The 24,958-nt window shown below is 68.9% G+C and carries 18 protein-coding genes and 4 pseudogenes; 13 read left to right on the top strand and 9 right to left on the bottom strand.

The window, feature by feature from the left end:
- Positions 1-642, bottom strand: a 642-nt coding sequence (locus ACZ43N_RS40065) for a phosphotransferase (protein ID WP_468104426.1), incomplete at its 3' end; no start/stop codon positions are given.
- Between the two features lie 930 nt (positions 643-1,572).
- On the opposite strand from ACZ43N_RS40065, the gene ACZ43N_RS40060 reads away from it, so the two are divergent.
- From ACZ43N_RS40060 to ACZ43N_RS40050, 3 genes are all read left to right on the top strand, one after another.
- Complete coding sequence (locus ACZ43N_RS40060) at positions 1,573-2,790, top strand: PucR family transcriptional regulator (RefSeq protein WP_468104424.1); 1,218 nt, start codon at positions 1,573-1,575, stop codon at positions 2,788-2,790.
- A 594-nt stretch (positions 2,791-3,384) separates the two neighbouring features.
- On the top strand, positions 3,385-4,068 hold the full coding sequence (locus ACZ43N_RS40055; protein ID WP_468104422.1) for a haloacid dehalogenase type II: 684 nt from the start codon (positions 3,385-3,387) through the stop codon (positions 4,066-4,068).
- Positions 4,069-4,124: 56 nt separating this feature from the next.
- Positions 4,125-5,408, top strand: coding sequence for an NAD(P)/FAD-dependent oxidoreductase (locus ACZ43N_RS40050; protein WP_468104420.1), 1,284 nt, complete (start codon positions 4,125-4,127; stop codon positions 5,406-5,408).
- 29 nt (positions 5,409-5,437) lie between these two features.
- Here the strand turns inward: ACZ43N_RS40050 and ACZ43N_RS40045 are convergent, their stop codons facing one another.
- Positions 5,438-5,704, bottom strand: coding sequence for a hypothetical protein (locus ACZ43N_RS40045; protein WP_468104419.1), 267 nt, complete (start codon positions 5,702-5,704; stop codon positions 5,438-5,440).
- A 20-nt stretch (positions 5,705-5,724) separates the two neighbouring features.
- The gene (locus tag ACZ43N_RS40040; protein WP_468104417.1) at positions 5,725-6,030 is read right to left on the bottom strand and encodes a hypothetical protein; all 306 of its coding nucleotides are present in this window, start codon (positions 6,028-6,030) and stop codon (positions 5,725-5,727) included.
- A 312-nt stretch (positions 6,031-6,342) separates the two neighbouring features.
- Between ACZ43N_RS40040 and ACZ43N_RS40035 the strand changes: the two are divergent.
- Positions 6,343-6,504 (top strand): annotated as a pseudogene (locus ACZ43N_RS40035) (hypothetical protein); the annotation flags it as partial.
- A gap of 333 nt (positions 6,505-6,837) precedes the next feature.
- On the opposite strand, the gene ACZ43N_RS40030 reads toward ACZ43N_RS40035, so the two are convergent.
- From ACZ43N_RS40030 to ACZ43N_RS40015, 4 genes and pseudogenes are all read right to left on the bottom strand, one after another.
- Complete coding sequence (locus ACZ43N_RS40030; RefSeq protein ID WP_468104416.1) at positions 6,838-7,725, bottom strand: SCO6745 family protein; 888 nt, start codon at positions 7,723-7,725, stop codon at positions 6,838-6,840.
- A gap of 456 nt (positions 7,726-8,181) precedes the next feature.
- Positions 8,182-8,427, bottom strand: a pseudogene (locus ACZ43N_RS40025) (hypothetical protein); the annotation flags it as partial.
- Between the two features lie 62 nt (positions 8,428-8,489).
- Positions 8,490-8,708, bottom strand: a pseudogene (locus ACZ43N_RS40020) (DUF2625 family protein); the annotation flags it as partial.
- A gap of 271 nt (positions 8,709-8,979) precedes the next feature.
- The gene (locus ACZ43N_RS40015; RefSeq protein ID WP_468104414.1) at positions 8,980-9,885 is read right to left on the bottom strand and encodes a branched-chain amino acid ABC transporter permease; all 906 of its coding nucleotides are present in this window, start codon (positions 9,883-9,885) and stop codon (positions 8,980-8,982) included.
- A gap of 2 nt (positions 9,886-9,887) precedes the next feature.
- On the opposite strand from ACZ43N_RS40015, the gene ACZ43N_RS40010 reads away from it, so the two are divergent.
- The 3 genes and pseudogenes from ACZ43N_RS40010 to ACZ43N_RS40000 all read left to right on the top strand — a co-directional run.
- Entirely contained in the window at positions 9,888-10,154 is a 267-nt protein-coding gene (locus ACZ43N_RS40010) for an ABC transporter permease subunit (RefSeq protein ID WP_468104429.1), read from the top strand.
- Entirely contained in the window at positions 10,151-10,291 is a 141-nt protein-coding gene (locus tag ACZ43N_RS40005) for a hypothetical protein (RefSeq protein WP_468104431.1), read from the top strand. The genes ACZ43N_RS40010 and ACZ43N_RS40005 overlap by 4 nt, the downstream gene beginning before the upstream one ends.
- A pseudogene (locus ACZ43N_RS40000) lies at positions 10,255-11,097 on the top strand (aldehyde dehydrogenase family protein); the annotation flags it as partial. The gene ACZ43N_RS40005 and the pseudogene ACZ43N_RS40000, both read left to right, overlap by 37 nt.
- A 484-nt stretch (positions 11,098-11,581) precedes the next feature.
- Here the strand turns inward: ACZ43N_RS40000 and ACZ43N_RS39995 are convergent.
- The gene (locus tag ACZ43N_RS39995; protein ID WP_468104413.1) at positions 11,582-13,015 is read right to left on the bottom strand and encodes a glycoside hydrolase family 43 protein; all 1,434 of its coding nucleotides are present in this window, start codon (positions 13,013-13,015) and stop codon (positions 11,582-11,584) included.
- Between the two features lie 750 nt (positions 13,016-13,765).
- On the opposite strand from ACZ43N_RS39995, the gene ACZ43N_RS39990 reads away from it, so the two are divergent.
- On the top strand, positions 13,766-15,316 hold the full coding sequence (locus ACZ43N_RS39990; protein ID WP_468104412.1) for a sigma-70 family RNA polymerase sigma factor: 1,551 nt from the start codon (positions 13,766-13,768) through the stop codon (positions 15,314-15,316).
- A gap of 243 nt (positions 15,317-15,559) precedes the next feature.
- Positions 15,560-17,827, top strand: a complete 2,268-nt coding sequence (locus tag ACZ43N_RS39985) for a family 43 glycosylhydrolase (RefSeq protein ID WP_468104411.1) — start codon at positions 15,560-15,562, stop codon at positions 17,825-17,827.
- Between the two features lie 441 nt (positions 17,828-18,268).
- On the opposite strand, the gene ACZ43N_RS39980 is transcribed toward ACZ43N_RS39985, so the two are convergent.
- Positions 18,269-21,331: a hybrid sensor histidine kinase/response regulator gene (locus ACZ43N_RS39980; protein ID WP_468104410.1), complete on the bottom strand. Its 3,063-nt coding sequence runs from the start codon at positions 21,329-21,331 to the stop codon at positions 18,269-18,271.
- Between the two features lie 219 nt (positions 21,332-21,550).
- Here ACZ43N_RS39980 and ACZ43N_RS39975 point away from each other — a divergent pair, with 219 nt between their 5' ends.
- The 4 genes from ACZ43N_RS39975 (at position 21,551) to ACZ43N_RS39960 (ending at position 24,886) form a co-directional block, all read left to right on the top strand.
- Entirely contained in the window at positions 21,551-22,210 is a 660-nt protein-coding gene (locus ACZ43N_RS39975; RefSeq protein ID WP_468104409.1) for a response regulator, read from the top strand.
- Positions 22,207-23,082: a glutamate ABC transporter substrate-binding protein gene (locus ACZ43N_RS39970; protein WP_468104408.1), complete on the top strand. Its 876-nt coding sequence runs from the start codon at positions 22,207-22,209 to the stop codon at positions 23,080-23,082. Before ACZ43N_RS39975 ends, ACZ43N_RS39970 begins: the two co-directional genes overlap by 4 nt.
- Before the next feature lie 111 nt (positions 23,083-23,193).
- Positions 23,194-23,973 carry an amino acid ABC transporter ATP-binding protein gene (locus tag ACZ43N_RS39965; RefSeq protein WP_468104407.1) on the top strand — a complete coding sequence of 260 codons (780 nt, stop codon included), beginning with the start codon at positions 23,194-23,196 and terminating at the stop codon, positions 23,971-23,973.
- An 82-nt stretch (positions 23,974-24,055) separates the two neighbouring features.
- Complete coding sequence (locus ACZ43N_RS39960) at positions 24,056-24,886, top strand: glutamate ABC transporter substrate-binding protein (protein WP_468104406.1); 831 nt, start codon at positions 24,056-24,058, stop codon at positions 24,884-24,886.
- The last annotated feature ends 72 nt before the right edge of the window (positions 24,887-24,958 follow it).

Below are 24,958 nucleotides of genomic sequence, written 5' to 3'. Positions count from 1 at the left end.
GCTGTGCGGCAGTCGGTCCCATGCCGGCAGGAGCTCGTCGTACCAGCCCATGATCGTGCGCACCGACTCCCGCCGGTCCGCCTCCCGGACGGCGTGCAGCGACGCCTCGACGATCTCAGCGGCCCGGCGCATGTCCCAGTCGTGCGGTGCCAGGCCCACTGGTGGCTCCATGCCGGAGAGTCCGAGGCTCAGCCGCCCGGCGGCCTCTCCCAGCTGACGCAGCAGCGCCGCGGGATGGTCGTCGAGATCCGCCAGGACCCGGCCCTCCAGCCAGCTCATCACGCGAACCACGTGCGTTCGGCCCTCGTGGACGACGGCGGCAAGGAACTTCCCCTCGCGTGTCGGGACCAGTCGTGGCACCGGAAGGTCGGGGACGGTGGCGGCCAGATGCTGGAGGAGCGCGTTCTGCCAGAGGACGTCGGCCGAGTCCGGCTCCGCGCGGGTGACCCGTACGAAGTAGCGCATGCCGTCGTCGCCGGTGATCCTGATGTTCTGGTCGACCTCCCCTCCCAGGGGGTGCTGGACGTATCCCTCGAGTCCGAAGGACTGCCGCAGCACGTGATCGAGGAGCGGGGCCGGCAGTTGGCCGGTGTGACCGGGGACGGTCGTTCCGTCCTGACCGGTGGTGGTCGCTGAGGTCATCGGTGCGTTCTCTCTCTCGTCGTCAGGTCGCTCATCACTCACCGTGGGCCTGCGCCACGACGCTCAGGTCGTGGTCAGTCCCCCGCCCCCACTCGTGTCGGACCTCGGCCCGACGCTGTCAGCCAGCTCCCGGACGGTCCGATCGATTGCGGTCCCGGGGGCGGGCTGCCGCGGCTGTGTCTCGATCGCTTCACGGGCTGCGCAGACCTCGACCAAGTCGACGAGCGACAGGTCCTGGGCGAACTCCCCCCGTTCGGTACTTCCCCTCGATGCCCCACTCCGACGGCCGGAGGGACCCGGGTCAGGACGCTCTCCAACACCTGGTCGGATCAGCTCCGAGGCGGGTCGTCCGTCGAAGGCGGAGCGCTCACGCGGCCGGTCATCAGCTCCCGCGGCGGCGGTCACGGCGTCCCAGGTGACGTTGGCGGCGAGCCCCCCGCGCAGCGCCTCGGAGGGGTCCACCGGTGTCCTCATGGTTCTCGACCCTCGCCTTGAGCTCGGCGTAGTCTCTGGGGGAGTCCTGGGTGATCTCGACCCCGCTCCGCCTGGCGAACCGGTTGGCTCGGACCGCCTTGGTCATCGCCTCCTGGTGGGCTCCGTAGCGGAGGGCCGACACTGAGCCGAGGAACGCGGCGCCCCTCAGCAGCGCCTGCTCAAGGTGACGGACCGGGGATCAGGTGCCTACGGAAGTGCCATAGCTGTGCTCCAGGTGCGTGGTCATGTCACGAGCTCTCTCCAGCCCGAGGTGATGCGTCAGATGAAACACCGCGGAGAATGCGGCAACAAGGGACGTGAGGCCGCGACATCGACCTCGTATTTTGTGCCTGTGCACAATTACTGCCAGGGAGCCCCACCGGCATGTCAGCGGCAACACCCGGAGACGGCCCCGGATCCGTCCGGTGACGGCTGTCGTCGGGAGAGGCGGTCCTCATGAGCGGCCCGGGACGCCGACAGGGCGGGGCCCGCCACGACGCCGTGCAGGCGATCGCCCGCCGGCTCCTCGAGGAACGACTCGACGAGCTGACCTCTCGTGCTCTCGAACAACTGGAAGCCGAGGAGCCCGCCTACGCGTCGGCGGACTGGAACCCGGTCCAGAAACGGGAGGGGATGCGACGAACCCTCGAACTCGCCCTGACCCGGCTGGCCGGCGGTCCCGTCCCCCGGACGGTCTCGCGCGCCACCGAGGACGTGGGACGCGAGCGAGCGGAGCAGGCGTTCCCCCTGACCGCTCTGATGCACTCCTTCCAGCTCGACCTCAGGACCCTGTGGGAAGCCGTGCTCGCAGAGGGGCGAGCACGTGGCATCAGCGCCGATCCCGACTTCCTCGACGGGCTGATCCGCGTCTGGGAGGCGACGGACGCCAACAGCGTCGAGGTCGTCGACGCCTACCGCCGTACCGAACGCGACCTGGCGAGCCGTCGTACGGAGGTGCGCAACCGCGCCTTCAGCCGCCTGGTCCTGGAAGGGGAGCAGGATCCCTCCACCGTCGCCGAGGCCTCCACGTTGCTGGGCTTCTCCGAGAACGTCGCCCTGACCGTGGTCGTGGTCGAATCCGTTCCTACCGGGGACCCGGCTGTGTCCCAGGTCGACGATGCGCTGCGTCGGGGCGGCCTGGTACGTCACTTCGGATGGATGGGTGACGAGCTCCTCGGCATCATCGGTCACGGACGGACCGATGAAGAGGCCATGCTTGCCATGCTCCGGCCGTTCGCCCCGTGGCGCTGCGGCGTCGCGGAAGTACCCGGGCTGGCGCTGACGGCGCGGGGCATCCGGTTCGCACGTGCCGCGATCCGCAGCTCCGCGCAGCCCGGAGTGCGGCATGTGGAGGGCCACTGGATCGGGGCGATCATGTCGGCGCAGGAGGAGTTCACCGGTGCGATGGCCACCGGCGTGCTGCGCCCACTGCTCGAGCTGCGCGACCGCGACAGCATCGTCGAGACCCTGCGCTGGTACTTCGACCTGGGCTCGGTCGCCGAGGTGGCCGCACGCACCTACCGCCACCGGAACACGGTGGGCAATCGCCTGCAGGCTGCGGAAGAGGCGACCGGGCTGAAGCTGTCCCGACCGAACGACGCCGCCCGGCTGGTCCTCGCCCTGGCTTGGCTGGAGACGGACGCCGGCGCCCGCTTCCGGGCGACGATGTCCTGATCCACCGATCGCTGGACGGGGCGAGGCAACCGGCCGGGGCCGCGACCGAGAGCTGGAGCCAAAGCGTGTCGGTCACAGGCCGCATGTCCTTCATGCGGACGGCAGCCTCGGCGGCCGACAGGCCGGCCGCGCCGCCGGGCAGCGGCGCCGAGCGGCCGTAGTCCGGAGCCGCTCGCGGTGCCTCGCAGAGACCATGCGGGTCGAGCGGAACTGCATGGGACCCCTGACAGAAATTGTGCACAGGCACAAAATACGCGGTCGATCTCGCGGCCTCACGTCCCTTGTCGCCGGATTCTCCACGGTGCTTCACTGACGCAACACCTCGAGCCGGAGAAAGGCTCATCGCATCGGAGCAGTGATGATGCTGCCGCCGACCACCTGATCAGCATTCGCCGTCCCCGGCCTGTCCGGGGGCTCGTCCTCCAGCGGCGGCCCTTCGAGCACCCCCTCAGCTCTCATGCCCCCCAGGCAGGTCGTCGCCCCAACGTCTCGGCAGCCTCCTGAACTTCCGATGCGGCCGACCTGGCCGACTCGACGAGATCGTGACTCCCGGTAAATGAAATGTCCTATATGCCCGGAAAGAGGTTGAACGCCATGCGTCAGATCGTCACCTTCGATGCCTACGGCACCCTGGTCGACTTCCAGCTCGGCCCCACCACCCTGAAAGTCCTGGCCGACCGGCTGGACCTGGACCGTCTGAACGTCGACGAGTTCCTCGACGACTTCCGCATCATGCGGTTCCACGCCGTCCTGGAGGCATACCGCCCCTTCCGCGAGCTGCTGCCCGCCAGCCTGGAGACAGCGATGCGTCTGCACGGCCTGGAATACCGGCAGTCCGACGGCGAGGCCCTGGTCGCGGCCGTGCCCACCTTCGGCCCCCACCCCGAGGTCCCGTCCGCCCTGCGGGCGCTGAAGTCCCGGTACGAGATCGCCATCATCTCCAACACGGACGACGACCTCATCGCCCAGAACCTGGCCAACATGGGCGTCGAGTTCGACCATGTCATCACCGCCCAGCAGGCCAAGGCCTACAAGCCGTCCCGGCAGGCCTTCGAGTACGCCTTCCAGGCCATGGACATCGACCCCGCCCAGGTCATCCACGTCGCCCAGGGCTGGGAGTACGACCTCATCCCCACCCGCGACCTCGGCCTGGCTCGCCGCGTGTGGATCAACCGCTACGGCCACAACGGCTCCCTCGGCGCCCGCGGCAGCGCCGACTACCAGCCCTTCGACGAGCTGCCCGACCTGTCCGGCCTGCCGGCCCTGCTCGGCTGCTGAAGCCGGGCCCCAGACAAACACCCCTGGACCACCAGGAAGACCCGAGGACGTACGTCATGAAGCAGATCCCCTACTGGCTCGACACAGCTCCTGCCTTCCCCGACCGGACCGGCAAGCCCCTGCCCGAGCAGGCGGACCTGGTGGTCATCGGCGGCGGCCTCACCGGCCTGTCCACCGCCTACCACGCGGCACGCAAGGGCGCCCACGTCGTCCTCGTGGAGAAGGACAAGGTCGGCTCCGGCGCCTCCGGGCGCAACGGCAGCATGTGCACCCAGGGCATCACCATCAGCCCCGCCGAGGCGCGCAAGCGCTACGGGCAGCCGCGGGCCCGGGAACTGTACGACGCCTTCCGCGAGGCGGTGGACCTGGTGGAGGAACTGACGGTCAAGGAGCAGATCGACTGCGACTTCCACCGCGTAGGGCGTCTGGGCGTCGCGTTCAAGCCGCAGCACTTCGAGAGCATGCGGGCCAAGCAGCGCGACCTGGCCGAGAACTTCGGCCACGACACCACACTGCTGAGCAAGAGCGATCTACGTGCCGAGCTGGGCTCCGACTACTACCACGGAGCCCTGCTCGACCCGCTCAGCGCGCACCTTCACGTCGGCAAATACGTCTATGGCCTGGCCGAGGCCGCCGAACGCGCCGGGGCTCAGATCCACGAACGCAACGCCGCGACCGCGCTGCACCGCCTCCCCGAGGGCGGTTTCCTCGTCGAGACCCTGCACGGCACCATCCGCGCCACGCAGGTCATGGCGGCCACCGACGCCTACACCGACAAGGCCATGCCCTGGTTCCGCAAGCGGCTGATCAACGTCGGCAGCTTCGTCATCGTCACCGAGCCACTGGGCGAGAAGCGGGCCCGGCAGCTCATCCCCAACAACCGCGTGGTCGTGTCCTCCAAGAACATCGGCCACTACATTCGCATCACCCCGGACAACCGCCTGGCCTTCGGCGGACGGGCCCGCTTCGCCCCCTCGGACCCCGCCTCGGACGTCAAGAGCGGTGACGTCCTGAAGCGGGAGATGACCGAGATCTTCCCGCAGATGGCCGGGGTGAAGATCGACTATGTATGGGGCGGCATGGTCGGCTTCTCCTACGACCGCGTTCCGCACGCGGGCGAGGACAACGGCCTCTACTACTCCATGGGTTACTGCGGCCACGGCGTCCAGATGGCCACCTACATGGGCCGCGCCATGGCCGAGGTCATGGACGGCCACCCGGAGGCCAACCCCATGCGCGGCTTCGGCTTCCCCAAGGTTCCGGTGCCCTTCTACAACGGCACCGCCTGGTTCCTGCCCTTCGCCGGGGCGTACTACAAGGCCAAGGACCGGCTGCGCTGATCCTCAGCAAGAGGCGTTCGTCAAGTGCGTTAGTGAGCGTTTGATTCTCCCGTGATCCCCGTCGCGATGTTGCGGAACGCCACGCTCTTGGCTGCGTTCGGCAGCATGTATTTCGCGGCCACTTCGATGACGTCGTCGATCCATGTGGACTTGCCTGCGGCCGGCGGGCCGGTGATGACGAGGCGCCGAACTGGTAGCCGATGTCGTGGCCGCGGATCCTGGGGGAGTTGCTGGGCGCGGACGAGCCAGTCGACGAGGCGGCGGTAGGGGAGCCCGTTGCGCGGGTTGCCGACCACGGACTCCCACCTCCAGGCGGTCAGGGTGTGGAGGTCTCCAGCTCTTCGAGGGTGTCGTCGAGGTCCTTCTCGACATCCTTGAGCGAGTCTTCGACTTCCTTGGTCCGGTCGGCGACGATCTCCGCGGCGTACTTCTGCACCGTCTTGTCGTCGACGCCGACGCACGCGTCGGGGCGGCTGCCTTCCCTGCCGTCCTTGGCGTCCTCGAACTGCTTCTCCATGGCGGCCTTGCAGGCGGCCGGGTCAGCTTCGGCGTCGCCACCACAACCGACCGCGAGTGCGGCGAGGGCGAGCAAGGCTACGGGCAGAGCTGTACGGGTGCGCATGGTTCCCCCCAGAGCGATGATGTTGAAAGGGCATCATGCCGCTCGGGCGGGCACCATGTCGCCTCTGTAGCCGTGTTGTGACGCTGCCGCGACGAAGCCCCGCCGGGGGTCCGCACGGTCTGCGGTCGAGCGGGAGAGGCTGGCGGCGATGCCGCCGTACCGGGCTCATCGCAGGCCCGGCGCCGGTCGGAGCAGGCCCGGACCGGGCTGCCGGCCGCGTGGGCCTCGTCAGGGGGCGGGCCTGCGTGAAGAGGTGGCCGTTTTGAACGTCGAGGGCGCCGTGGCCGGGCAGAAGGCAGCGGTGGGACTTCTGTGCCAGGGGCCCCAGTGCGGCCACACGGCCCCAGGGCCTCGCGGGGCATCACGGTCAACTCCGCCGCGCCTGGCTGGATCGCGACCGGGGGGCTCGACGAGCACGTCGACGCGCTCGGGGTGGCAACGCCGGTCGGTCGTGCCGGGCGTCCCGATGAGGTGGCCGCACTGGTGGCGTTCCCGGCCTTGCCGGAGTCGTCCCACGTCACGGGCAGCTGTTTGTGGTGGACGGCGGCAACTCCGTCCAGAGGAGCGCGGGTCGAGCCCGGCAGGCGGTCCCCTGGCGCTGTTCGCGCAGTAGCCCGTCAGCCCACTCGTCCTGCCTGGTTCTCCCGTGCTGCCCATCGCCAAGAGGAGCGAAGGATGGACCTGAACAATCTGTCGGCCGACGAGATGCTGAGGGCGTTTCGGCGGCGCGAGCTGTCCCCGACGGGCCGCGAGGGCGCCGCGGGTGTGCGGACCCGCCGCCGAGAATTCCCGACCTCGCTCTTTCTCTCAGGTGCTCTCTTCGCTCAGGCGGTCGACTGCCCACGGCATGAGTTCCTTGGCCAACGCAAGGCTGAACGGCCTCACCAGCGATCGAAGTTCGGCGCAGGCGGCAGGGCCGAGCGTAAGGTAGGGGAGGGCGGCCAGTCTGTCGGTGGTGTGCTCGATCTCCGCCCTGCGCCGCATACCGTCCTCGGTCAAGGCCAGGTGGGGACCGTCGTCGAGCCATCCGCGCTCACGCAGGTTCTGCACGGCTTGTTCCCACTGCTCCGGCGCCCACGCCCGCGAGTCACGCAGTACCCTCGCGTCGATGTCGCCTGTGGCGGCGTGCGTGACGAGAGACTCGAGCCCGCTCAGTCCGGCAGTCAGTAGTGCCGCGACGTGACCATCGCCACGGAACTCCCGCAGCAGGGTCTGCGCGTGCCAGAGCACGAGGTGGGGTGCGCTCGGCCACGGCAGTGCGGCGTGCGCGGCGAAGAGGGGACGGCCTTGTGGATGGCGCACGGTCACCTCAGCCGCGGTACGGGCCAATTCCGCCGCGCGGGCCAGGGCCGGTGAGGAGACGTCCGTGCCGAGGACGCGGCGGAGTGTGGTATCGATCCCGGTGAGCCGGGCGGCTGCGAACCGCTGCGGCGTGGCGGCTTCCCACGCCGCGGGTATGGCTCGGCGCACCAGTTGGGGATTGAAGTTGTAGAACGTGGCGATGACCAGATCCGCCGGAGCGGCGCCGAGCGCGGCGGAGCGGGACGCGAAGTACCCTGTCTTGGCGTCCACGCCCAACTCGGCGTACTGGCCTGCGGCTTCGGGCGAGAAGTAGACAGCCCCGTGGTAAGGCTCGAGAGTTCTCCAGGTCTGGCGCGCGAGGGCCAGGCTGTCGCGGTCCGTGTTCTGCGTCATGAGGGGCTCTCTGTCCTGTGGCGGATGAAACGTTGCGGTTCATCAAGCACACGAGGGCACGCGGGGCACGCCCAGTCGTACCATCTGGTCGGTATGTTATCGGAGGGCGGCTCCGGCGACTACCGCCCTGCAACCCGTTCTCTCCTGACCAAGGTGCGCATGCCTCCGCGGCACGCGTGTTGGTGCGGGCCCTGACGGACACACCGCCAGGTGGCTCGGGTGACCGATGGTCTCCCCGCAAATGATCACTGTGATGAGCTGCGCGAGGACCCCAACGGCTCATCGCACCAGGACTGTTGAACCGCAGACTTGTACGGGGTAGCGGGACGCGGTCGCGTTGGCCGCCCGTAGCGTGCCGTAGGACGCCGGGCCGGGTGACTCGTGAACCGTCTGCCGCTCCTCGGGGCTGGCTCTCCCGGGGTGTGCCGCCGGTTCAGCGTCCGTCCGCGGTCTGACTCAACAGAGGCGTGTCCCGGCCGGTTGGTTCCGGAAGTCGGCGAGTCGGCCGTGGTTGCCCCTGCGATTCCGGCAATCGGAACCGAGGGCTACTCGTAGGTCAGTCCCAGCTGGCTCCGCCATTCGTGAGTGAGCGCCCACAGTTCGGCGACGGGCGCCACGTTCTTCGAACGCTGTGCCCGCTCGCCCCCCCTCGGCCGCCCACAACGGCGGGTACACCAGGATCCCCTGGTCCCCGGACAGGGGGGCGACCTGCTCCCGCCAGGCCGGCCAGCGGTTGTCGGCGTAGTAGGCGTCAGGTCACCGGTGAGCGCCCAGAACAGGAACTCCGAGTACGGCAGCTCCAGTTCGTCCCACCGCAGCGTGTCCGGAGCCAGGTAGTGCACGTCGCCAGGGTCGCTGTCGAACGCGCCGCCGCTGAGCGCGAAGAAGCCGCCGACCGTGACGTGCTGATCGAGGACGGTGTGATCGCGGTGGCACCGGCTCTCTCCGCCGAGGAAACGGAGACGGTGGACGTCACGGGACACATCGTGGCGCCCGGCATGATCGACACCCACCGGCACGCCTGGCAGACGCAACTGCCGGCACTGTGTGGCGACTGGACCCCGGCGGACTACCTGTTCGGCATCCGGCTCGGCGTCTCACCGGCCTACCTCGCCGTCTCGGTCCCAGGGAGCCCCGGACATCCGGGCCCCGCCCTGATCCGACCTCGGCCTTCCGGACCCGGACTCACAACCCCGCACATGACGAGGGGCGGCGGACGAGCCTCCGACCGGGCCGCCCTTCCTGATGCCGGGCCTACAACCGGACCGTATGGCGCACCGGAAAGACGGCGAATCCCGTGCGGTTCGCCAGCGTTCCCCACAGCCCCCGCGGCAGGTACAGCGAAACCACGATGGCCGCCGCGCCCACCACGATCAGGTACCAGACACCGCTCTGCGCGAAGTACTTGTCGAGGAGGAAGTACGCGATCGCGCCGATGACCGGGCCCTCGATCGTGCCGATGCCGCCGATGATCACCATGAAGACCATCAGGGCCGAGTACTGCACCCCGAAGATCTGCGTCGGCGACGCCACCCCCAGGCTGTTGATGCAGATCACCGCACCGGCGGCGGCACATCCGGCAGCCGCGGTGACGTAGATGATCCGCTTGCCGCGCGTGACGTTCACGCCGAGGGAACCGGCGGCGGTGTCGTCGTCGCGGATGGCCTGGAGGCTCAGGCCGAGGCGGCTGCGCAGGACGGCGTAGGTGCCGAGCACGGCCGCTGCCATGACGGCGAGCGCCAGCCAGTAGGTGAAGGCGCGCCGCAGCACCGGATCGGCGGTGACGTCCGAGAGGGTGCGTCCGCTCGCCGCTCCCAGGGAGCCGAAGCGGACCACGATCAGGCGGACGACCTCGGCGATCACCCAGGTGCCGACGGCGAAGTAGCCGCCGCGCAGCCGGAAGGCGAGGTACGACACCGGCCAGGCGAGCAGCGCCACCAGAGCGGAGACGACCAGCGTGCCCGCGTAGACGTTCACGCCGTGGTCGTTGACGACGAACAGGAGGTAGGCGCCCAGGCCGATGAACGCCTGCTGGCCCATCGACATCATGCCCGCGTACCCCGCGAGCAGGTTCCAGATGGAGGCGAGGGCCACCAGGTAGCAGAGCTTGACCAGGTGGGCTGTGATGCCCGACTCGACGAGGTAGGGGAGGGCCGCCATCCCTGGCCGGTGTCCTCTACACGATGCGGCAGGGCGGGGTCACTCCGTACGAGGGGCAGCTCACCGTCCTGTTCGCCTTCGAGACGGTCATCATCGGCGGTCTCGGCTCGCTGTGGGGCACGCTCGCCGGGGGTGTGGTGCTCGGTGTGGCCCAGTCCGTCGGCGCCCAGATCTCCCCGGACCTCCCCCTGCTCGCGGGGCACGTGGTCTTCCTCCTGGCCCTGGTGTTCCGTCCGCAGGGCCTGTTCGGCAGGAGTGTCCTCGCATGACCGTCCAGACAGCCCCCGCCGCCGAGGCGACCGCACTGCCGCCCGTTCACCGGGGCGGCCGCGCCACGGTCCTCGGCCTCACGGGCACAGCCGTCGTCCTGCTGGCGAGGACGCGGCCGAGATCGCCGAGACGCTGATCGCCGACGAGCGGGTGCGGGCGGTGAACTTCACCGGCTCCACCGCTGTCGGACGGATCGTCGGTGAGCTGGCGGCCCGTCACCTCAAGCCCGCTGTACTGGAGTTGGGTGGCAAGAACGCGGTGCTCGTCCTTGACGACGCGGACGTGGACTACGCCGTGGACGCCGTGACGTTCAGCGTGTTCATGAACGCCGGGCAGATCTGCATGTCGGGCGACCGGATCCTCGTCCACGAGGCCCTGGCCGAGGAGTTCACCCGGAAGTTCACCGCGAAGGCGGGTTCGCTGCCGGCCGGCTGCCCCGGGGAGTCGTACACGGTCGTGGGTCCGCTGGTGAGCGCACAGGCCGCCCGGCGGGTGGCCGACCTGGTCGCGGACGCCGTGGCCAAGGGCGCGAAGGTCCTGGTCGGCGGCGGTGAACCGGACGGCGCGGTCCACCCGGCGACCGTCCTCACCGATGTCCCGAGGGACGCGGACCTGTACCACGCGGAGGCGTTCGGCCCGGTCTGCGTCATCGAGACCTTCACCGACGACGACACCGCGGTGGCCCTAGCCAACGACACCGAGAACGGCTTGACCTGCGGCATCATCACGGAGAACGCCACCCACGGACTGACGGTGGCGCGCCGGATCCGTACGGGCATCGTGCACATCAACGACCAGTCGGTGGCCGACGAGCCGCAGGCCCCGTTCGGTGGAGCGAAGGCCTCCGGGTACGGGCGCTTCGGCGGCCGTTGGGGGGTGGAAGCGTTCTCCAAGACCCGCTGGGTGACCATCGCCACGCAGCAAGCGCACTACCCCTTCTGAACCGACCTGTCGGACACTCCGCGACAGGCCAGGGAACGCGCCGCCCCCGCGCCTTGGGAGTCATCGCCGATCCAGGGACAAGCCGGGGACTTTCACGAACGACCTGTCCGGCGGTGAATTCCTGCGTGGAGGGGTGCTGGAGCGTCGTGCCGAGAAGACGTGCCGGGCCCTCGTGATGCCGGCGCTGTCCGCGGCGGGGTGGAGCGAGATCAGATCGAGGGCAGTACTCGGTCAATGACGGCAAGCATGTGGTGTCGCCGCGGCGGCACCGGAGTGAGCGGGGCGCTTCCTTTCCCGACGTTCGCTGTGCCGAATGTCGTTCGAGCAGGGTGAGCAGGGACCCGTGCGCAAACGCCGACAGCCCCCGTCGGGTGCGACGCGGTGGCGGTGCCCCTTGCCTGCATGGGCATGGGGAGCCCAGGGGGGCGAAAGGAAGGGGACGCCTGCAGTGTCCGGAGGCGCCGGCGTCCCTTTCGGTGTCGGGTCAGTTCGTCACGCGGAAGGTCGCGTCACCACGTGCTGTCGCGGTGGTGATCGGGTCGAGCTTCAGGTAGTAGGCGTAGTGGCGGATGTAGCGGTCGGGGTGGTTGTAGGACTGGAAGGAGGACCAGGTTGAGTCGGCGAGGCCGGCGACCTGGTTGAAGGTGGCGTCGGCGGCGAACTGTGTGGTGCCGTCGTTGCGGACCAGTTGGAAGTCGTAGTTGGAGTGCCGCAGGAAGTAGCCGGGGTAGTTCACCGACTCGAAGGAGACGGTGCCGGAGCCCGCCAGGCCGGGCCTGATCCGGAACTGGGAGTCCGGGCTGGTACTGACGTTCTGGTCGATGCGCAAGTCGAAGTTGGCGTGCCGCACGTACCGGTCCTGGAAATTGAACGACTGGAGCCGCTTGGCCGGGGTGCTGGGCCAGCGGGCGAGCACCCGGCTCTCCTCGGCGGCCGTCAGGTTCAGGATCGAGCCGTGGCGCTTCTTGTTGACGCCCATGTTGTAGCTTCCCGACGCCGGGATCTGGTAGGTGCCGGGCGCGGAGGGGTTGGTCGTCGTGACCGGCATGTACCCGCCGCGGGAGGCGTACTGGTCGAGGTACAGGGCCCACTCGTTGCGGTCGCGGAACTTCATCCACATCGGGCCTTCGACCTGGGATCCGGTGAGGCCGATGCCGGAGAGGTTGCCGAGGTTCGTCCACGTCCCGAGGATCGAGTTGCTGCCTTCGAGGGTGATCTGGCCGTCGCCGGAGGCCCGCACGTAGCGGTAGTTGCCCACTCCGGACGGCATTTCGACGATCTGGGTGTCGATGAGTTCCTGGGTGCCGGGGCGGTCGATGTAGATCTGCGGGGTGGTGATGGTGCGGAAGTCGCTGGTGCGGGCGTAGAAGATGCGGTGCTTGGTCTTGCCGTCGAGGGGCACGTTCGTCGCCCAGTACAGGACGTAGTCGTTGGTGGCCGGGTTCCAGATCGCTTCCGGCGCCCAGGCGTTGCGTCCGTCGGGGATCGCGCCGGCGACGTTGAGCAGCCACGGCTCCGACCAGTTGATCAGGTCCGTCGACTCCCACACCACGATGCTGCGGCTGCCGTTGTTGATGGAGCCGTCCACGGTCGACCCGCAGCCCCAGCACAGGTCGGTGGCGATGATCCAGTACTTGTCACCGTTCGGGGATCTCACCAGTGCGGGGTCACGCACCCCCTTCGTGCCGACCGTGGAGCGCAGGATCGACGCTCCGTCGTTGAGGTCGTTCCAGTGCAGGCCATCCGTGCTGTGCGCGAGGTACATCTGCTGACCGGTCGACCCCTCCCCGGTGAAGTGCAGCATCAGATAGCCCGGGTCGGCAGCGGCCGCCCGCTGAGGTGTGGCCAGGGATTGGGAGGTGAAGAAGAGCCCCACGGCGACCAATATCGCCGCGAGCCGAGTGAACAGCCTTGACATGTGCGTGTCCTGTGTTTCTACGGGAGCCGGGGCCGGGGTGGAAGCGGGGGGCCGGACACGTGACCGCTGGAAGCCGCCGGCTGTGCCGCAGGCGCGTGGTCCGAGCAGGGGCAGGCCCGCGGTCGAGGCGCCGACGACCTCGACACACTTCCCGCAGTGGCGGGCCCTGAGCCGGTGACAGCCGTCGGTCGCGACCCACGCGAACTGCTGGTCGTGCCGAAGGGGCAGGGGTACCGGAGTGACGCCTGTGCCGTCGGCGCAACTGCCGAACGGGTTCGGGAACGTCGTGGGGGCAACGCCTGCGCGACGGGGCCGGCGAGAGCCGCCGCCGTGGAGGACGGCCGGAGGGCGATCTGTTCCACACCGGCGGATGGGGGAGCAACGCTCATGACAGAGACGTCCTTGATTCACGTCGCGGAGCGGAAGGGGAAGCGGGCCGGAAGGGGCTGACTGGCAGTCACATTGTTCGATATATCGGACATTGTTCGTGGATTCGGCCAAAAGCTAGAGGGAGGTAAAAGCAGGTGTCAAGAGGGATGACGACAGCGGAAACAGCCTGGCCTCCGTCTGTCCTTGGGGTGGGTCGTACACACAGGAGACGCATCGGCGCGTCGCGCATAACGGAAAACGCGGAACGGATGAAGGCCTGGGGCGGCACCTGAGAAGCGGCCCCCGCACATCCTCCCGATTCGCTCCTGACACACTGTCGCCCTCGACACATCGGCACGGCGACGGGACGGGTGGGGCGGGGTGCGCTCGCAGGACAGGCGGGAACGGCCGGACGTCGCCGTCGTCATGGCGGCGCGGGCGGGGGACCGGCAGGCCTCGGAACAGCTGATACGGGACTGTCTGCCGCTGGTCTACAACATCGTCGGGCGGGCGCTGGACGGGCACAGCGACACCGACGACGTGGTCCAGGAGACGATGATGCGGGTCCTGGACGGGCTGCCCGGACTGGAGCGACCGGATCGGTTCCGGTCCTGGCTCGTCGTCATCACCGTGCGACAGATCCGTGACCGGTGGCGCAGAAGTCGCACCTGGCTCACTGCGGAACCCCTGGAGGAGAAGGTCCACGAAACGGACCCGCAGGGCGACTTCTCCGACCTGGCCATTCTTCGGCTCGCGCTGTCGGGCCAGCGGCGTGAAGCGGTGGAGGCCACCCGCTGGCTGGAGGACGAGGAACGCGAGGTACTCGCGCTGTGGTGGATGGAGAGCGCCGGTGAACTGACCCGCGGCGAGCTCTCGGCGGCCTGCGGCCTCACGCCGCAGCATGCCGCGGTCCGCATCCAGCGGGTCAAGGAACGGCTGGAGACGGCGCGCACCGTCGTACGAGCCGTGACGGCCTCGCCGCGCTGCCCGGACCTGGCCGCCGTGCTCGCCTCGTGGGACGGGAAGCCGTCCGCGCTGTGGCGCAAGCGGCTGGCACGCCATGTCCGCGACTGTCCGCGGTGCCTGTCGAACTCGTCAGACCTGATACCGGCGGAGGGGCTGCTGGCCGGCCTCGCGCTGGTGCCGGTCCCGGTCGGCCTGGCCGGCCTGGTACTGGCCAGGGCGCTGGGGGCGGACTCGGCCGGGGCGACCGTCGGCGCGGGTACGCCCACGGTGACCGGCGCAAGCCGTACGGGGCGGACGATCGGCAGGCTGGCAGCCAAGCCCGCGGCGACGGCAGCCGCAGGTGCCGTCACGCTCGCGGCTGCCGCAGTGGCCTGGTACACCGCCACGGGATCACACGAGCCGGCCCCCCGGCCCGCCGTCGCGGCCCCGCTGTCGACCGCCGCCTCGTCCGTGCCGCCGTCCCCGAGAACGTCCGCCTCACCGACACCGACACCGACGCCGACAGACGCCCCGGCGACGGCTGAGACGCGGTTCTCGGGGCGGCATGCCCTACGGTCGGTCGACAAGCCCGGCGACTACGTGAGCCAGTCCGGCCGACTCGGCATCCTGGGACCGGTCGGCGCCACCAGCTCCGCAGCCACCCGGCAGGCGGCCACCTTCACCTTCGTTCCCGGCCTGGCCGACCCCCGCTGCTACTCACTCAGGGATGCCACGGGCAGGTATCTGCGGCACTACGCCTTCCGTATCCGACTGGACACCGACGACGGATCCGTCATCTTCCGGAAGGACGCCACCTTCTGCCCCCGTTCCGGTTCCACGGCCGGTTCGGTCTCCCTGGAGTCGTACAACTACCCCGGCCGCTACCTCCGGCACCGGAACAACCTCCAGCTGTGGCTCGACCGTTCGGAGAACACGGCCGCGTACCGGGCCGGCCGCTCCTTCGTCATCGTGGCGCCCTGGACCTGATGCTGAACGTGCCTTGCACTGAAGGAAGTTGTTCGACCTGCCGGACATTGTTCGCAATGTGTTGACGTTGACACGCGGCTCCCTCCACACTCACGCAGCGCGATGTCATACGGGCGGCACGTCAGCATCTCGGCCAAGGTCGTGAGCCCTCTCCTCAGGCATGTCTTCGTCACGGGATGTGAACCCATGCACTACGTGAGACCCCAGCGCCGCCGACGATGGTGGCCGGGCGCCGCTGCAACCGTGACCGCCGCCGCGCTCCTGGCTGGTGTCGTCGGTCTGTCAGCTCCCGCTCAGGCGGCGGAGATCACCGACGGTCTGGCTCTTTGGTACAAACTCGACGCCACTTCGGGCACCGTGGCGGTGGACGCCTCGGGCAATGGCCGGAACGGAACCGTCAACGGAGCCGCGGGCTGGTCGGGTTCCGGGGAAGGGCTGACGTTCAACGGCTCCGACACCTCCATCAAGGTGCCGGACAACATCATGAGCGGCATGAACGCGATCACCGTCTCGTTGGACGTGCAGATCGACGCCGCCCAGGCCACGCCGTACTTCCTCTACGGCTTCGGCAACACCAGCAACGGCTCCGGCAACGGGTACCTGTTCACCACCGGAGACTCGTTCCGCACGGCCATCGCCTCCGGGGGCTTCTCCACCGAGCAGAACACCCGGACCTCCACCGCGCTGCCGCGCTCGGTCTGGAAGCACGTCACCTACACCCAGACCGGCACCACGGGCGTCCTCTACCAGGACGGCGTGGAGGTGGCTCGCAACACCTCGGTCACCGTCACCCCCGGTTCCATCGGGTCGGGCATCACCACGGCCAACACCATCGGCAAGTCGCTCTACAGCGCCGACAAGCTCTTCAAGGGCAAGATGCGCGACTTCCGGGTCTACAACCGTGCGCTGGCGCCCGGCGAGGTCCTCGAACTCAGCGGGAACACCACGGGCGTCACCGCGGCCACCCACCCTGCGCTGAAGACCGCCGCCCTCATCGACGACACCAACAGCCGGATCACGCTGCCGATGAAGGAGGGCACGGATCTCACCGCGCTCGCCCCGCAGTTCACCCTCGCCCAGGGCGCTTCCATCAGCCCGGCCTCCGGCACCCCGCGCGACTTCACCAACCCCGTGACGTACCAGGTGACCGGGTCCGACGGTGCGAAGCGCACCTGGACGGTTTCCGCACAGATCATGAGGAGCCCGGTCCTGCCGGGGCTCACCGCCGACCCGAACATCGTCCGCTTCGGCGACACCTACTACATCTACCCGACCACCGACGGCTTCGCGAACTGGAGCGGCACCCAGTTCAAGGCGTACTCGTCCAAGGACCTGGTCCACTGGACGGACCACGGCGTCATCCTCGATCTCGGTCCTGACATCAGCTGGACCAACAGCCGGGCCTGGGCCCCGACGATGACCGCGAAGAACGGGAAGTACTACTTCTACTACTCCGCCGACACGAACATCGGTGTCGCGGTCTCCGACTCGCCCACCGGCCCGTTCACGGACCCCCTGGGCAAACCGCTGATCGCCCGTGGCGCCTATGCCGGCCAGATGATCGACCCGGCGGCCTTCACCGACGACAACGGCCAGTCGTATCTCTACTGGGGCAACGGCAGAGCGTACGTCGTCCCCCTGAACGACGACATGATCTCCTTCGACGCCTCCAAGGTCACCGACATCACCCCCAGCGGCTACAACGAGGGCACCTTCGTGGTCAAGCGCAAGGGCACCTACTACTTCATGTGGTCGGAGAACGACACACGGGACGAGAACTACCGGGTCGCCTACGCCACCGGCCCCTCGCCCACCGGTCCCTGGACCAAGCGGGGCGTGATCCTGGAGAAGGACCTCTCCCTCGGCATCAAGGGACCCGGCCACCACTCGGTGGTGCAGGTGCCGGGCACCGACGACTGGTACATCGCCTACCACCGCTTCGCCATCCCCGGCGGTGACGGCACCCACCGCGAAACCACCATCGACAGGATGGAGTTCGATTCCAGTGGCCTGATCAAGAAGGTCGTCCCCACCCTGAGCAGCATCACCCCGGTCACCGGTGGCGTCACCCTGCCGGTGAACACCACGCGCTCGCTCCGGTCGGTCAACTACCCCGGCCGCTACGCCGTCGTGCGGTCGGACAGCCTCGGTCACCTCGACCCGGTGACGTCCTCCAGCACCACGGCGGTCAAGCAGAGCGCCACCTTCACCGTGGTCCCCGGCCTGGCCGACGGCAGCTGCTACTCCTTCCGCGACCCCTCCGGCCGCTACCTGCGCCACAAGGACCTCCGGATCCGCGCCGACGCGAGCAACGGCACGACGCTCTTCCACAAGGACGCCACCTTCTGCGCCCGGCCCGGTTCGGCCACCGGATCGGTCAGCCTGGAGTCGTACAACTACCCCGGCCGCCACCTCCGCCACTACGACTACGAACTGCGCATCGACACCTACCAGGACAACGCCACCTTCCGCGCCGACAGTTCCTTCACGCCGGTCAGCCCCTGGGCCTGACCGCGGTCTGGTCTCGCCCGGTGGCCCGCACCGCGAAGCCCTGCGGGCCACCTGTGCCTTGTAGTCGTCGTGGACCAGCCCGAAGCGTTTGTCGTAGCCCTAGGCCCTTCAAGTTGTCCAGGAGAGATCAGGCGAAGTAGCCGGCCGGGGGGCGCCCTAGCGGGCGGCGGACGCACAGACGGCCAGGAGCCCCGCCCTTGCGGTCCGGGCGGCCGTCGGTAGGACGCTCAGGGCCGAACAGGGGCCACAAGGAAAGGAACGCGTCGATGAAGACGGTACATGGCTGACCATCGATCAACGTCTCTGAACTGCGGATACGTGTCATCGGGGCAGCGGATTCAGGACGCGAGCCGGGCTGTCGCCGTTGCTCCGGATTCCGTCGGGTCGCGCTGGTGGTGATGCTTCCAGTACTCCTCGAAGTCGCCGTTGGTGCACCCATCCTCAGCAGCGGCTGCGCAACTCCTGCGTGGCCCGGTACATCTCGTCCGCCAACCGCGTCAGGACCGCGGGGAGCGGAGCGTCGTCACGAGCCGTCCACGGCCGCCGCGCCTCGGCAGCGGCCTCGAGGTCCTGGCAGAGCTCCGCCGCGCGGGTGGCTCCCACGGTCGCGCAACTGCCTTTGAGACGGTGCGCCAACAGGCGCGCCGCATCGAAGTCCCCGGTCTTCAGCGCCTCCCGCAGCCGGTTGAGGACCTCGGGGGTCGAGGCCGCGAACGCGTCCGCGATGTCCGCGATGTCGTCGGCGGGCAGGCCGTCGAGCTCCGCCGGTATGTCCGAGGTGTTCGGTGCGGCGGATTCGGTGGGCGGTTCCGCCGCCGTCCAGACGGCGATGCGGGTGAGCACCTGCGTCCAGTCCACCGGTTTGGTGAGGTGGTCGTCCATGCCCGCCTCGATGCACCGGATCCGGTCGTCCGGCATGGCCGCCGCCGTCATGGCGATGATCGGGACGCGCTGGGATCCGGCCTGGCACCGCCTGATCTCGGCCGTCGCGGCGAGGCCGTCGAGACCCGGCAGCTGGCAGTCCATGAGGACGAGGTCGTACCGGTCGCGGAGCACGGCTCGAACCGCACGTTGCCCGTCGTCGACCACGTCGACATGGTGGCCCGCCTTCTGCAGGACGAGCCGTGCGACCTGGGAACTGACGTCGTCGTCCTCGACGACGAGGACACGGACCGGGCGTGCCGCGACGCCGGCCTGATCTGGTGCTCCGCCGTCGTACTGGTGGGGGAGCAGCGCCGGGGGCTCAGGGGCTCCCGCCGTGCCGAGCGCGTTCTGCGCCGCCGCCAGCAGACGGCGCCGACTCAGTGGCAGGGTCACCGACTGGACGATCCGGTCCTTGTCCCGGGAAGCGGCAGGCCATGCGGCACCGGTGCGTCCCGGAGTGATCAGCACGATGACGTTGGTCGCCCGGAGCTCGGGATCGGCGAGGACGGCGTCGGCGAGTGACCCGTTCTCGTCGTCATCGGGCCGGGCCGGACGCGTACCGTTTCCGGCGAGTGACATGTGGAGATCGATGACGGCCAGGTCGAACGGCGACTGGTCGGCTGCCGCGGCCCGTAGTGCGGCTGTGGCTGCGGCAGCGTCCGCCGTCTCTTCCACCACCAGACCGGCTCCGGACAGAATGCGGCGCGCCAGCTCCCGGTTCTCCTCGTCCGCGTCGGCGATGAGGACACGGCGACCGTTCAGTTCCTCGTGGGCGGGGGCGGTCCGGGCGAGGACGTCCATGGGCAGGGTCACCCAGAAACGGCTGCCGACTCCCTTCACGCTGTCCAGCCCGATCCTGCCGCCCATGAGCTCGACCAGCTGCCGGCTGATGGCAAGCCCCAGCCCGCTGCCGCCGGTGCGGCGAGTGATGGGGGAGTCGAGCCGACGGAAGGTCTCGAAGACCCGGTCCCGGTCCTCGGGGCCGACGCCGATGCCGGTGTCGCGGACGGTGAACCGCAAGGTCGCCCGGTCAACGGTGGACGGACCACCTTGATCACGGTCGGGTTCCATGGTGACCTCCAGGTCGATCCCGCCCTGGACGGTGAACTTCATGGCGTTGCCGAGGATGTTGGTCAGCACCTGCCGGAGCCGGACGGGATCGCCGACCACGTGCTGAGGGAGGTCCTCGGCCAGGTGGAGCGCCAGCCACAGGCCCTGCCGGTAGGCGTGCGGAGCGAACAGGGCCACGACCTCGTCGCACAGCCGGGGCAGGTCGAAGGCCACCTTCTCGATCCTCAGGTGGCCCGCCTCGACTTTCGACAGATCGAGGAAGTCGTCCAGCAGGCGGAGCAGGTTCTGTGCCGATTCCTGCACGGTGCTCGCGTAGTGCCGCTGCTCGTCGTCCATGCGGGTGTTGAGAAGGAGGGTGTTCATGCCCAGTACGCCGTTGATCGGCGTGCGGATCTCATGGCTGACCTTGGCCAAGAACTCGGACTTGGCGGCCGAGGCCCGCACCGCCTCGTCCCGCGCCGTGGCGAGCGCGTCCGCGTACCGCGCCAGGGTCCGTTGCGCCCGTCGACGGCTACGGCTGGTGTGGATCTGGAAGCCGAGCCCGGCCAGGATCAAGGCGGTGAGCAGGGCGGCCATGAACAGCACCCGGTTGCGCAGATGCGCCGCGGAGGCCAGTGCCTCGGCGGCGGGCACCTCGGCGGTGACCGTCCAGCCGATGCCCGGGATGGGCTCGGAGGCCGAGAGCACCGGCCCCTCGTAACCGCGCCAGTTGGTGAAAACCCTGCGGCCGGCAAGTGCCGCGTCCACCCGCGCGTCCTCCCGCAGGGAGGTGAGCGCGAACAGCCGACCCGCCGGGTCCGCCACCAGAACCCCGGCCCGGTCCGTGATCAGCAACCGGATCCCCTGCGCCTCGGCGGCCTCCGAAGCGTACGCCTGGATCGCGTCCAGGCTGTAGACGGCGGTCAGGATGCCCAGCAGCTCATGGCCGTCCTCGCCCGGGATCGGCGCCGCGACGGCCACGGCCCGGGAGACGCCCTGCATGGTGGGGGTGTACGCCTGCGACACGTACGGCTGCATGTCGTTGCGCACCGCGCGGTACCAGTCGGTTCCGCTGACGTCCTGGAACAGCTTGAGCGAGGGCTGGGCGTCGATCAGCCGGCCGTCGGGCGCGGCCATGATCACTCCGCTGATCCCGGGCCGCATCCGGGCCAGCTCCGCCAGCGCGTCGGGCAGACCGGACGCGGCGGCTCGGTTGCCCGAGGTGACCAAGGAGCGTATCTCGGGCCGCTGGGCGTAGGCGCTGACGAGCTGCTTCAGCGTGCCCATCTGCTGCTCCACGACCACCCGGCTCACCGCGGCGGTCGTCTCCACCCGGTCCCGCACCTCGCTGCGGACAGCCTGGTCGGACAGCGTCACACTCGTCGAGGTCAGCAGCCCGAGCGGCAGCAAGCCGAGCAGGGCCCACAGCGCGGCGACCGCGAACAACCATCCCCGGTCGCTGTCACCGCGGCGCGGGGACGACCGGAAACGCCGCCCGGTCCTGGAGAGTCGCCCTCCCAGTGCGCTCACCTCCAGGTGATCGGACGAGTCATCGAGATGCCGCCGTAGTACAGAGTGGTTGCCGGAAGGGAAAATAGTAGGTCAAGCGGTTGAAAGAGACATATGCGGTGAGCACAATGCACAAAATGCCGAGGGACACCGCGTTGATTGGGAATCTATGGGGTCGTCTGGACGGTCGCCGAAACGAGGAGCGTGGCGATGGCGTCGAAGGAGATAACCCTTCTCATTGTGGACGACGACCCTGTCGTCACCACTGCCCTGCGGGCGCAGGTCAACCGGATCTCCGGGTTCCGGGTCGTGGCCGTCGCCCACACCGGGCGCGAGGCGCTGGCCGCCACGCGCCGGTTCGCACCGCGCCTGGTGCTCCTTGATCTGCATCTGCCCGACATACCCGGCCTGGACGTGGCTCACCAGCTTCGGCGTCCCGACTACCCGCCGACGGACGTCATCGTGATCTCGGGCAGGAGGGAGTCCGCCGCCGTACAGGCGGCGATGCAGCGCGGCGCCCTCTACTACCTGATCAAGCCCGCCCGGACAGGCACCGTGGAGCAGACCCTCCTCAGATACGCGGCAGCGTCGGCCCAGCTGTCGGCCGGCGGCCAGCTGGTGGAGCAGCGCGCGATCGACCGCGTCTTCCGTTCCCTGCACCTCGACGCTGTGGTCCGTCCCACCGGCATCTCGCCCGCCACCGAGCAGGTGGTGCTCGACGCGCTGGCCGCCGCGGGACGGGACCTGTCGGCGCACGAGACCGCCGAGGCGGTCGGTATCAGCAGGGCCACCGCCAGGCGGTATCTCGAGTACCTCGCCGACCGGGGGGACGTCGTGGCGAACCTGCGCTACGGGTCGTCGGGGCGGCCGCAGCACCGCTACCGCTTCTGCGATTCATGATCTCCCGCCGCTCGACACTGGCCGCGCTGACCTGTCTGGTGCTCGGCGCCTGCGGGCTACCGGGGGCGGACTCCGGGGCACGGTTCCCCGAGGGCTCGACCATGGCCCGCATCGAGGACCGGGGCGTGTTCACCGTCGGCATCAAGTTCGACCATCCGCTCTTCGGGTTCAAGGATCCCTCGACCGGGCGGATCACCGGATTCGACGCGGAGATCGCCCGCATGGTGGCGAAGGACCTCACCGGCAGCGAGGGCAACATCCGGTTCATCGAGACCATGCCGCGCAACCGCGAGGACTTCCTCCGCCGTGGTGTCGTGGACATCGTGGTGGCGACGTACTCGATCAGCAAGGAGCGCCGCCGGCTGGTGGACTTCACCGACCCGTACTACTACTCCAGGCAGGACGTGCTGGTCCGCAGCGATGAACGGGGCATCCGTGACCTCGCCGACCTCTCCGGCCGGGAGGTGTGCACGGCAGCGGGCTCCACGTCCGCGCAGCGGTTGCGGGGCGAGGTCTCGCGCGCCCGGCTGGTGATCGTCGACACCTACAGTGAGTGCATGTCGGCGCTGGTCGACGGGCGGATCGACGCGATCAGCACGGACGAGTCCATCCTGCTGGGCCTGATGAGCCAGTATCCGGACACGGTCCGACTCGTCGGCAGGCCGTTCGGCAGGGAGCCGTACGGCATCGGTGTGCGCCAGGGCGACACCCACTTCCGCGACTATCTCAACGGGCTGATCCAGCAGTACGTGAGCGACGGCCGTTGGGACGAGGCATTCCGGGACACCATCGGCGTGATGAGCGTGTCCGCGAAGACGGCCAAGCCGTCCCTGGCCCCCTCCTCACCCTCCACTTCCTCACCGTCCCGCTGAGCACAAAGCGCACAAGCCCTTCGCGGCAGTGCGCTCCTCCTACGGTGACGCCATCGCCGCCGAGAACGGCACTGCGGCCGGCGAATCCGAGGAAGGGAGGGACGTGTTCCCATGACCGAGGTTATGTCCGCGCCGCATCGGCGGGCGGTGCCGGGCACCCACCTGGTGGTGCTCGACAAGGTCAACAAGCACTACGGGCACCTGCATGTGCTGAAGGACATCGACCTGGCCGTGAGCGGCGGTGAGGTCGTCGTGCTGATCGGTCCCTCCGGGTCCGGCAAGTCCACGCTCTGCCGCACCATCAACCGGCTGGAGACGATCGACTCCGGCACCATCACCGTCGACGGGACGCCGTTGCCCTCCGAAGGCAGGCAGTTGGCACGACTGCGCGCCGAAGTCGGCATGGTCTTCCAGAGCTTCAACCTCTTCGCCCACAAGACCGTCCTGGACAACGTCACCCTCGCCCCGGTCAAGGTGCTGAAGCAGAACAGGAGGGCCGCCGAGCAGCGCGCCCACGAACTCCTCGACCGGGTCGGTATCGGGGCCCAGGCCCACAAGTACCCGGCTCAGCTGTCCGGAGGACAGCAGCAGCGGGTGGCCATCGCCCGGGCCCTGGCCATGGACCCGAAGGTGATCCTCTTCGACGAGCCGACCTCCGCCCTCGACCCCGAGATGGTCAACGAGGTACTGGACGTGATGACGGCCCTCGCCCGGGACGGCATGACGATGGTCGTGGTGACGCACGAGATGGGCTTCGCCCGCCGGGCCGCCGATCGCGTCGTGTTCATGGCCGACGGCCAGATCGTCGAGGAGAACACCCCCCACGAGTTCTTCGACCACCCGCGCAGCGAACGAGCCCAATCGTTCCTCGCCAAGATCCTCACCCACTGACACCTGGACCCGCCGGCCGTTCAAGGGCCGGGCGCACCCGCACATCCAGACCCTCTTCCCGTCTGCCAATGAAGGATTCAGCATGTCCAAGAGACTGATCAGCGTCGCTCTCACCTCCGTGATCGTCGTACTGAGCGTCGGCGCCTGCGGAAACGGCGGCGACGACACCGGATCGTCCGTCGTCGACCGGGCCGCGAAGGACAAGAAGCTCGTCATCGGTGTGAAGGCCGATCAGCCCGGGCTCGGCCTGCGCAGCCCTGACGGCACCTTCACCGGCTTCGACATCGACGTCGCCAAGTACGTCGCCAAGGAGCTGGGAGTCGACGAGAAGGACATCACCTTCAAGGAGGCCGTGTCGGCCAACAGGGAGGCGTTCCTCCAGCAGGGCCAGGTCGACATGGTCGTCGCCACCTATTCCATCAACGACGCCCGCAAGCAGAAGGTCTCCTTCGCCGGGCCCTACATGGTCGTCGGCCAGGACCTGCTGGTCCGCAAGGACAACAAGGACATCAGGGGTCCGCAGTCGCTCAACGGCAAGAAGCTGTGCTCGGTCGCGGGCTCGACCTCCGCTCAACTGATCAAGGACAAGTACGCCGAGGACGTACAGCTCCAGGAGGAACGGACCTACTCCGCATGCGTGGACCGGGTGCTCGGCGGCCAGCTGGACGCGGTCACCACCGACAACGCCATTCTCCACGGCTACGCGGCCCAGCACCCCGGCAAGTTGAGGGTGGTCGACTCGCCCTTCAGCAAGGAGTACTACGGCATCGGGCTGAAGAAGGACGACAAGAAGGGCCGGGAGGCCGTCAACGACGCGCTGGCCGAGATGGTTTCCGACGGCTCCTGGAACGTCGCGCTGAAGGCCAACCTCTCCGCCTCCGGATTCCCCGTCCCGAGCCTCGAGCGGTACTGACGACGACGCCGAACTGCGGGCCGCCGGGCAGCACGTTCACCCGCACCGCCCGGCCCCGCCCCGATTGAAGGT

This window comes from Streptomyces sp. NPDC030814, assembly GCF_055572155.1.
Note: the sequence above shows the minus strand (reverse complement) of the source record. Positions and strands in the feature narration are given on the sequence as shown.

Bases quoted from the DNA above. Each gene is read 5' to 3' on its own strand.
- ACZ43N_RS40060 (WP_468104424.1), top strand. From the start codon at position 1,573: ATGAGCGGCCCGGGACGCCGACAGGGCGGGGCCCGCCACGACGCCGTG.
- ACZ43N_RS40055 (WP_468104422.1), top strand. From the start codon at position 3,385: ATGCGTCAGATCGTCACCTTCGATGCCTACGGCACCCTGGTCGACTTC.
- ACZ43N_RS40050 (WP_468104420.1), top strand. From the start codon at position 4,125: ATGAAGCAGATCCCCTACTGGCTCGACACAGCTCCTGCCTTCCCCGAC.
- ACZ43N_RS40040 (WP_468104417.1), bottom strand. From the start codon at position 6,030: ATGCGCACCCGTACAGCTCTGCCCGTAGCCTTGCTCGCCCTCGCCGCA.
- ACZ43N_RS40030 (WP_468104416.1), bottom strand. From the start codon at position 7,725: ATGACGCAGAACACGGACCGCGACAGCCTGGCCCTCGCGCGCCAGACC.
- ACZ43N_RS40015 (WP_468104414.1), bottom strand. From the start codon at position 9,885: ATGGCGGCCCTCCCCTACCTCGTCGAGTCGGGCATCACAGCCCACCTG.
- ACZ43N_RS40005 (WP_468104431.1), top strand. From the start codon at position 10,151: ATGACCGTCCAGACAGCCCCCGCCGCCGAGGCGACCGCACTGCCGCCC.
- ACZ43N_RS39995 (WP_468104413.1), bottom strand. From the start codon at position 13,015: ATGTCAAGGCTGTTCACTCGGCTCGCGGCGATATTGGTCGCCGTGGGG.
- ACZ43N_RS39970 (WP_468104408.1), top strand. From the start codon at position 22,207: ATGATCTCCCGCCGCTCGACACTGGCCGCGCTGACCTGTCTGGTGCTC.
- ACZ43N_RS39965 (WP_468104407.1), top strand. From the start codon at position 23,194: ATGACCGAGGTTATGTCCGCGCCGCATCGGCGGGCGGTGCCGGGCACC.
- ACZ43N_RS39960 (WP_468104406.1), top strand. From the start codon at position 24,056: ATGTCCAAGAGACTGATCAGCGTCGCTCTCACCTCCGTGATCGTCGTA.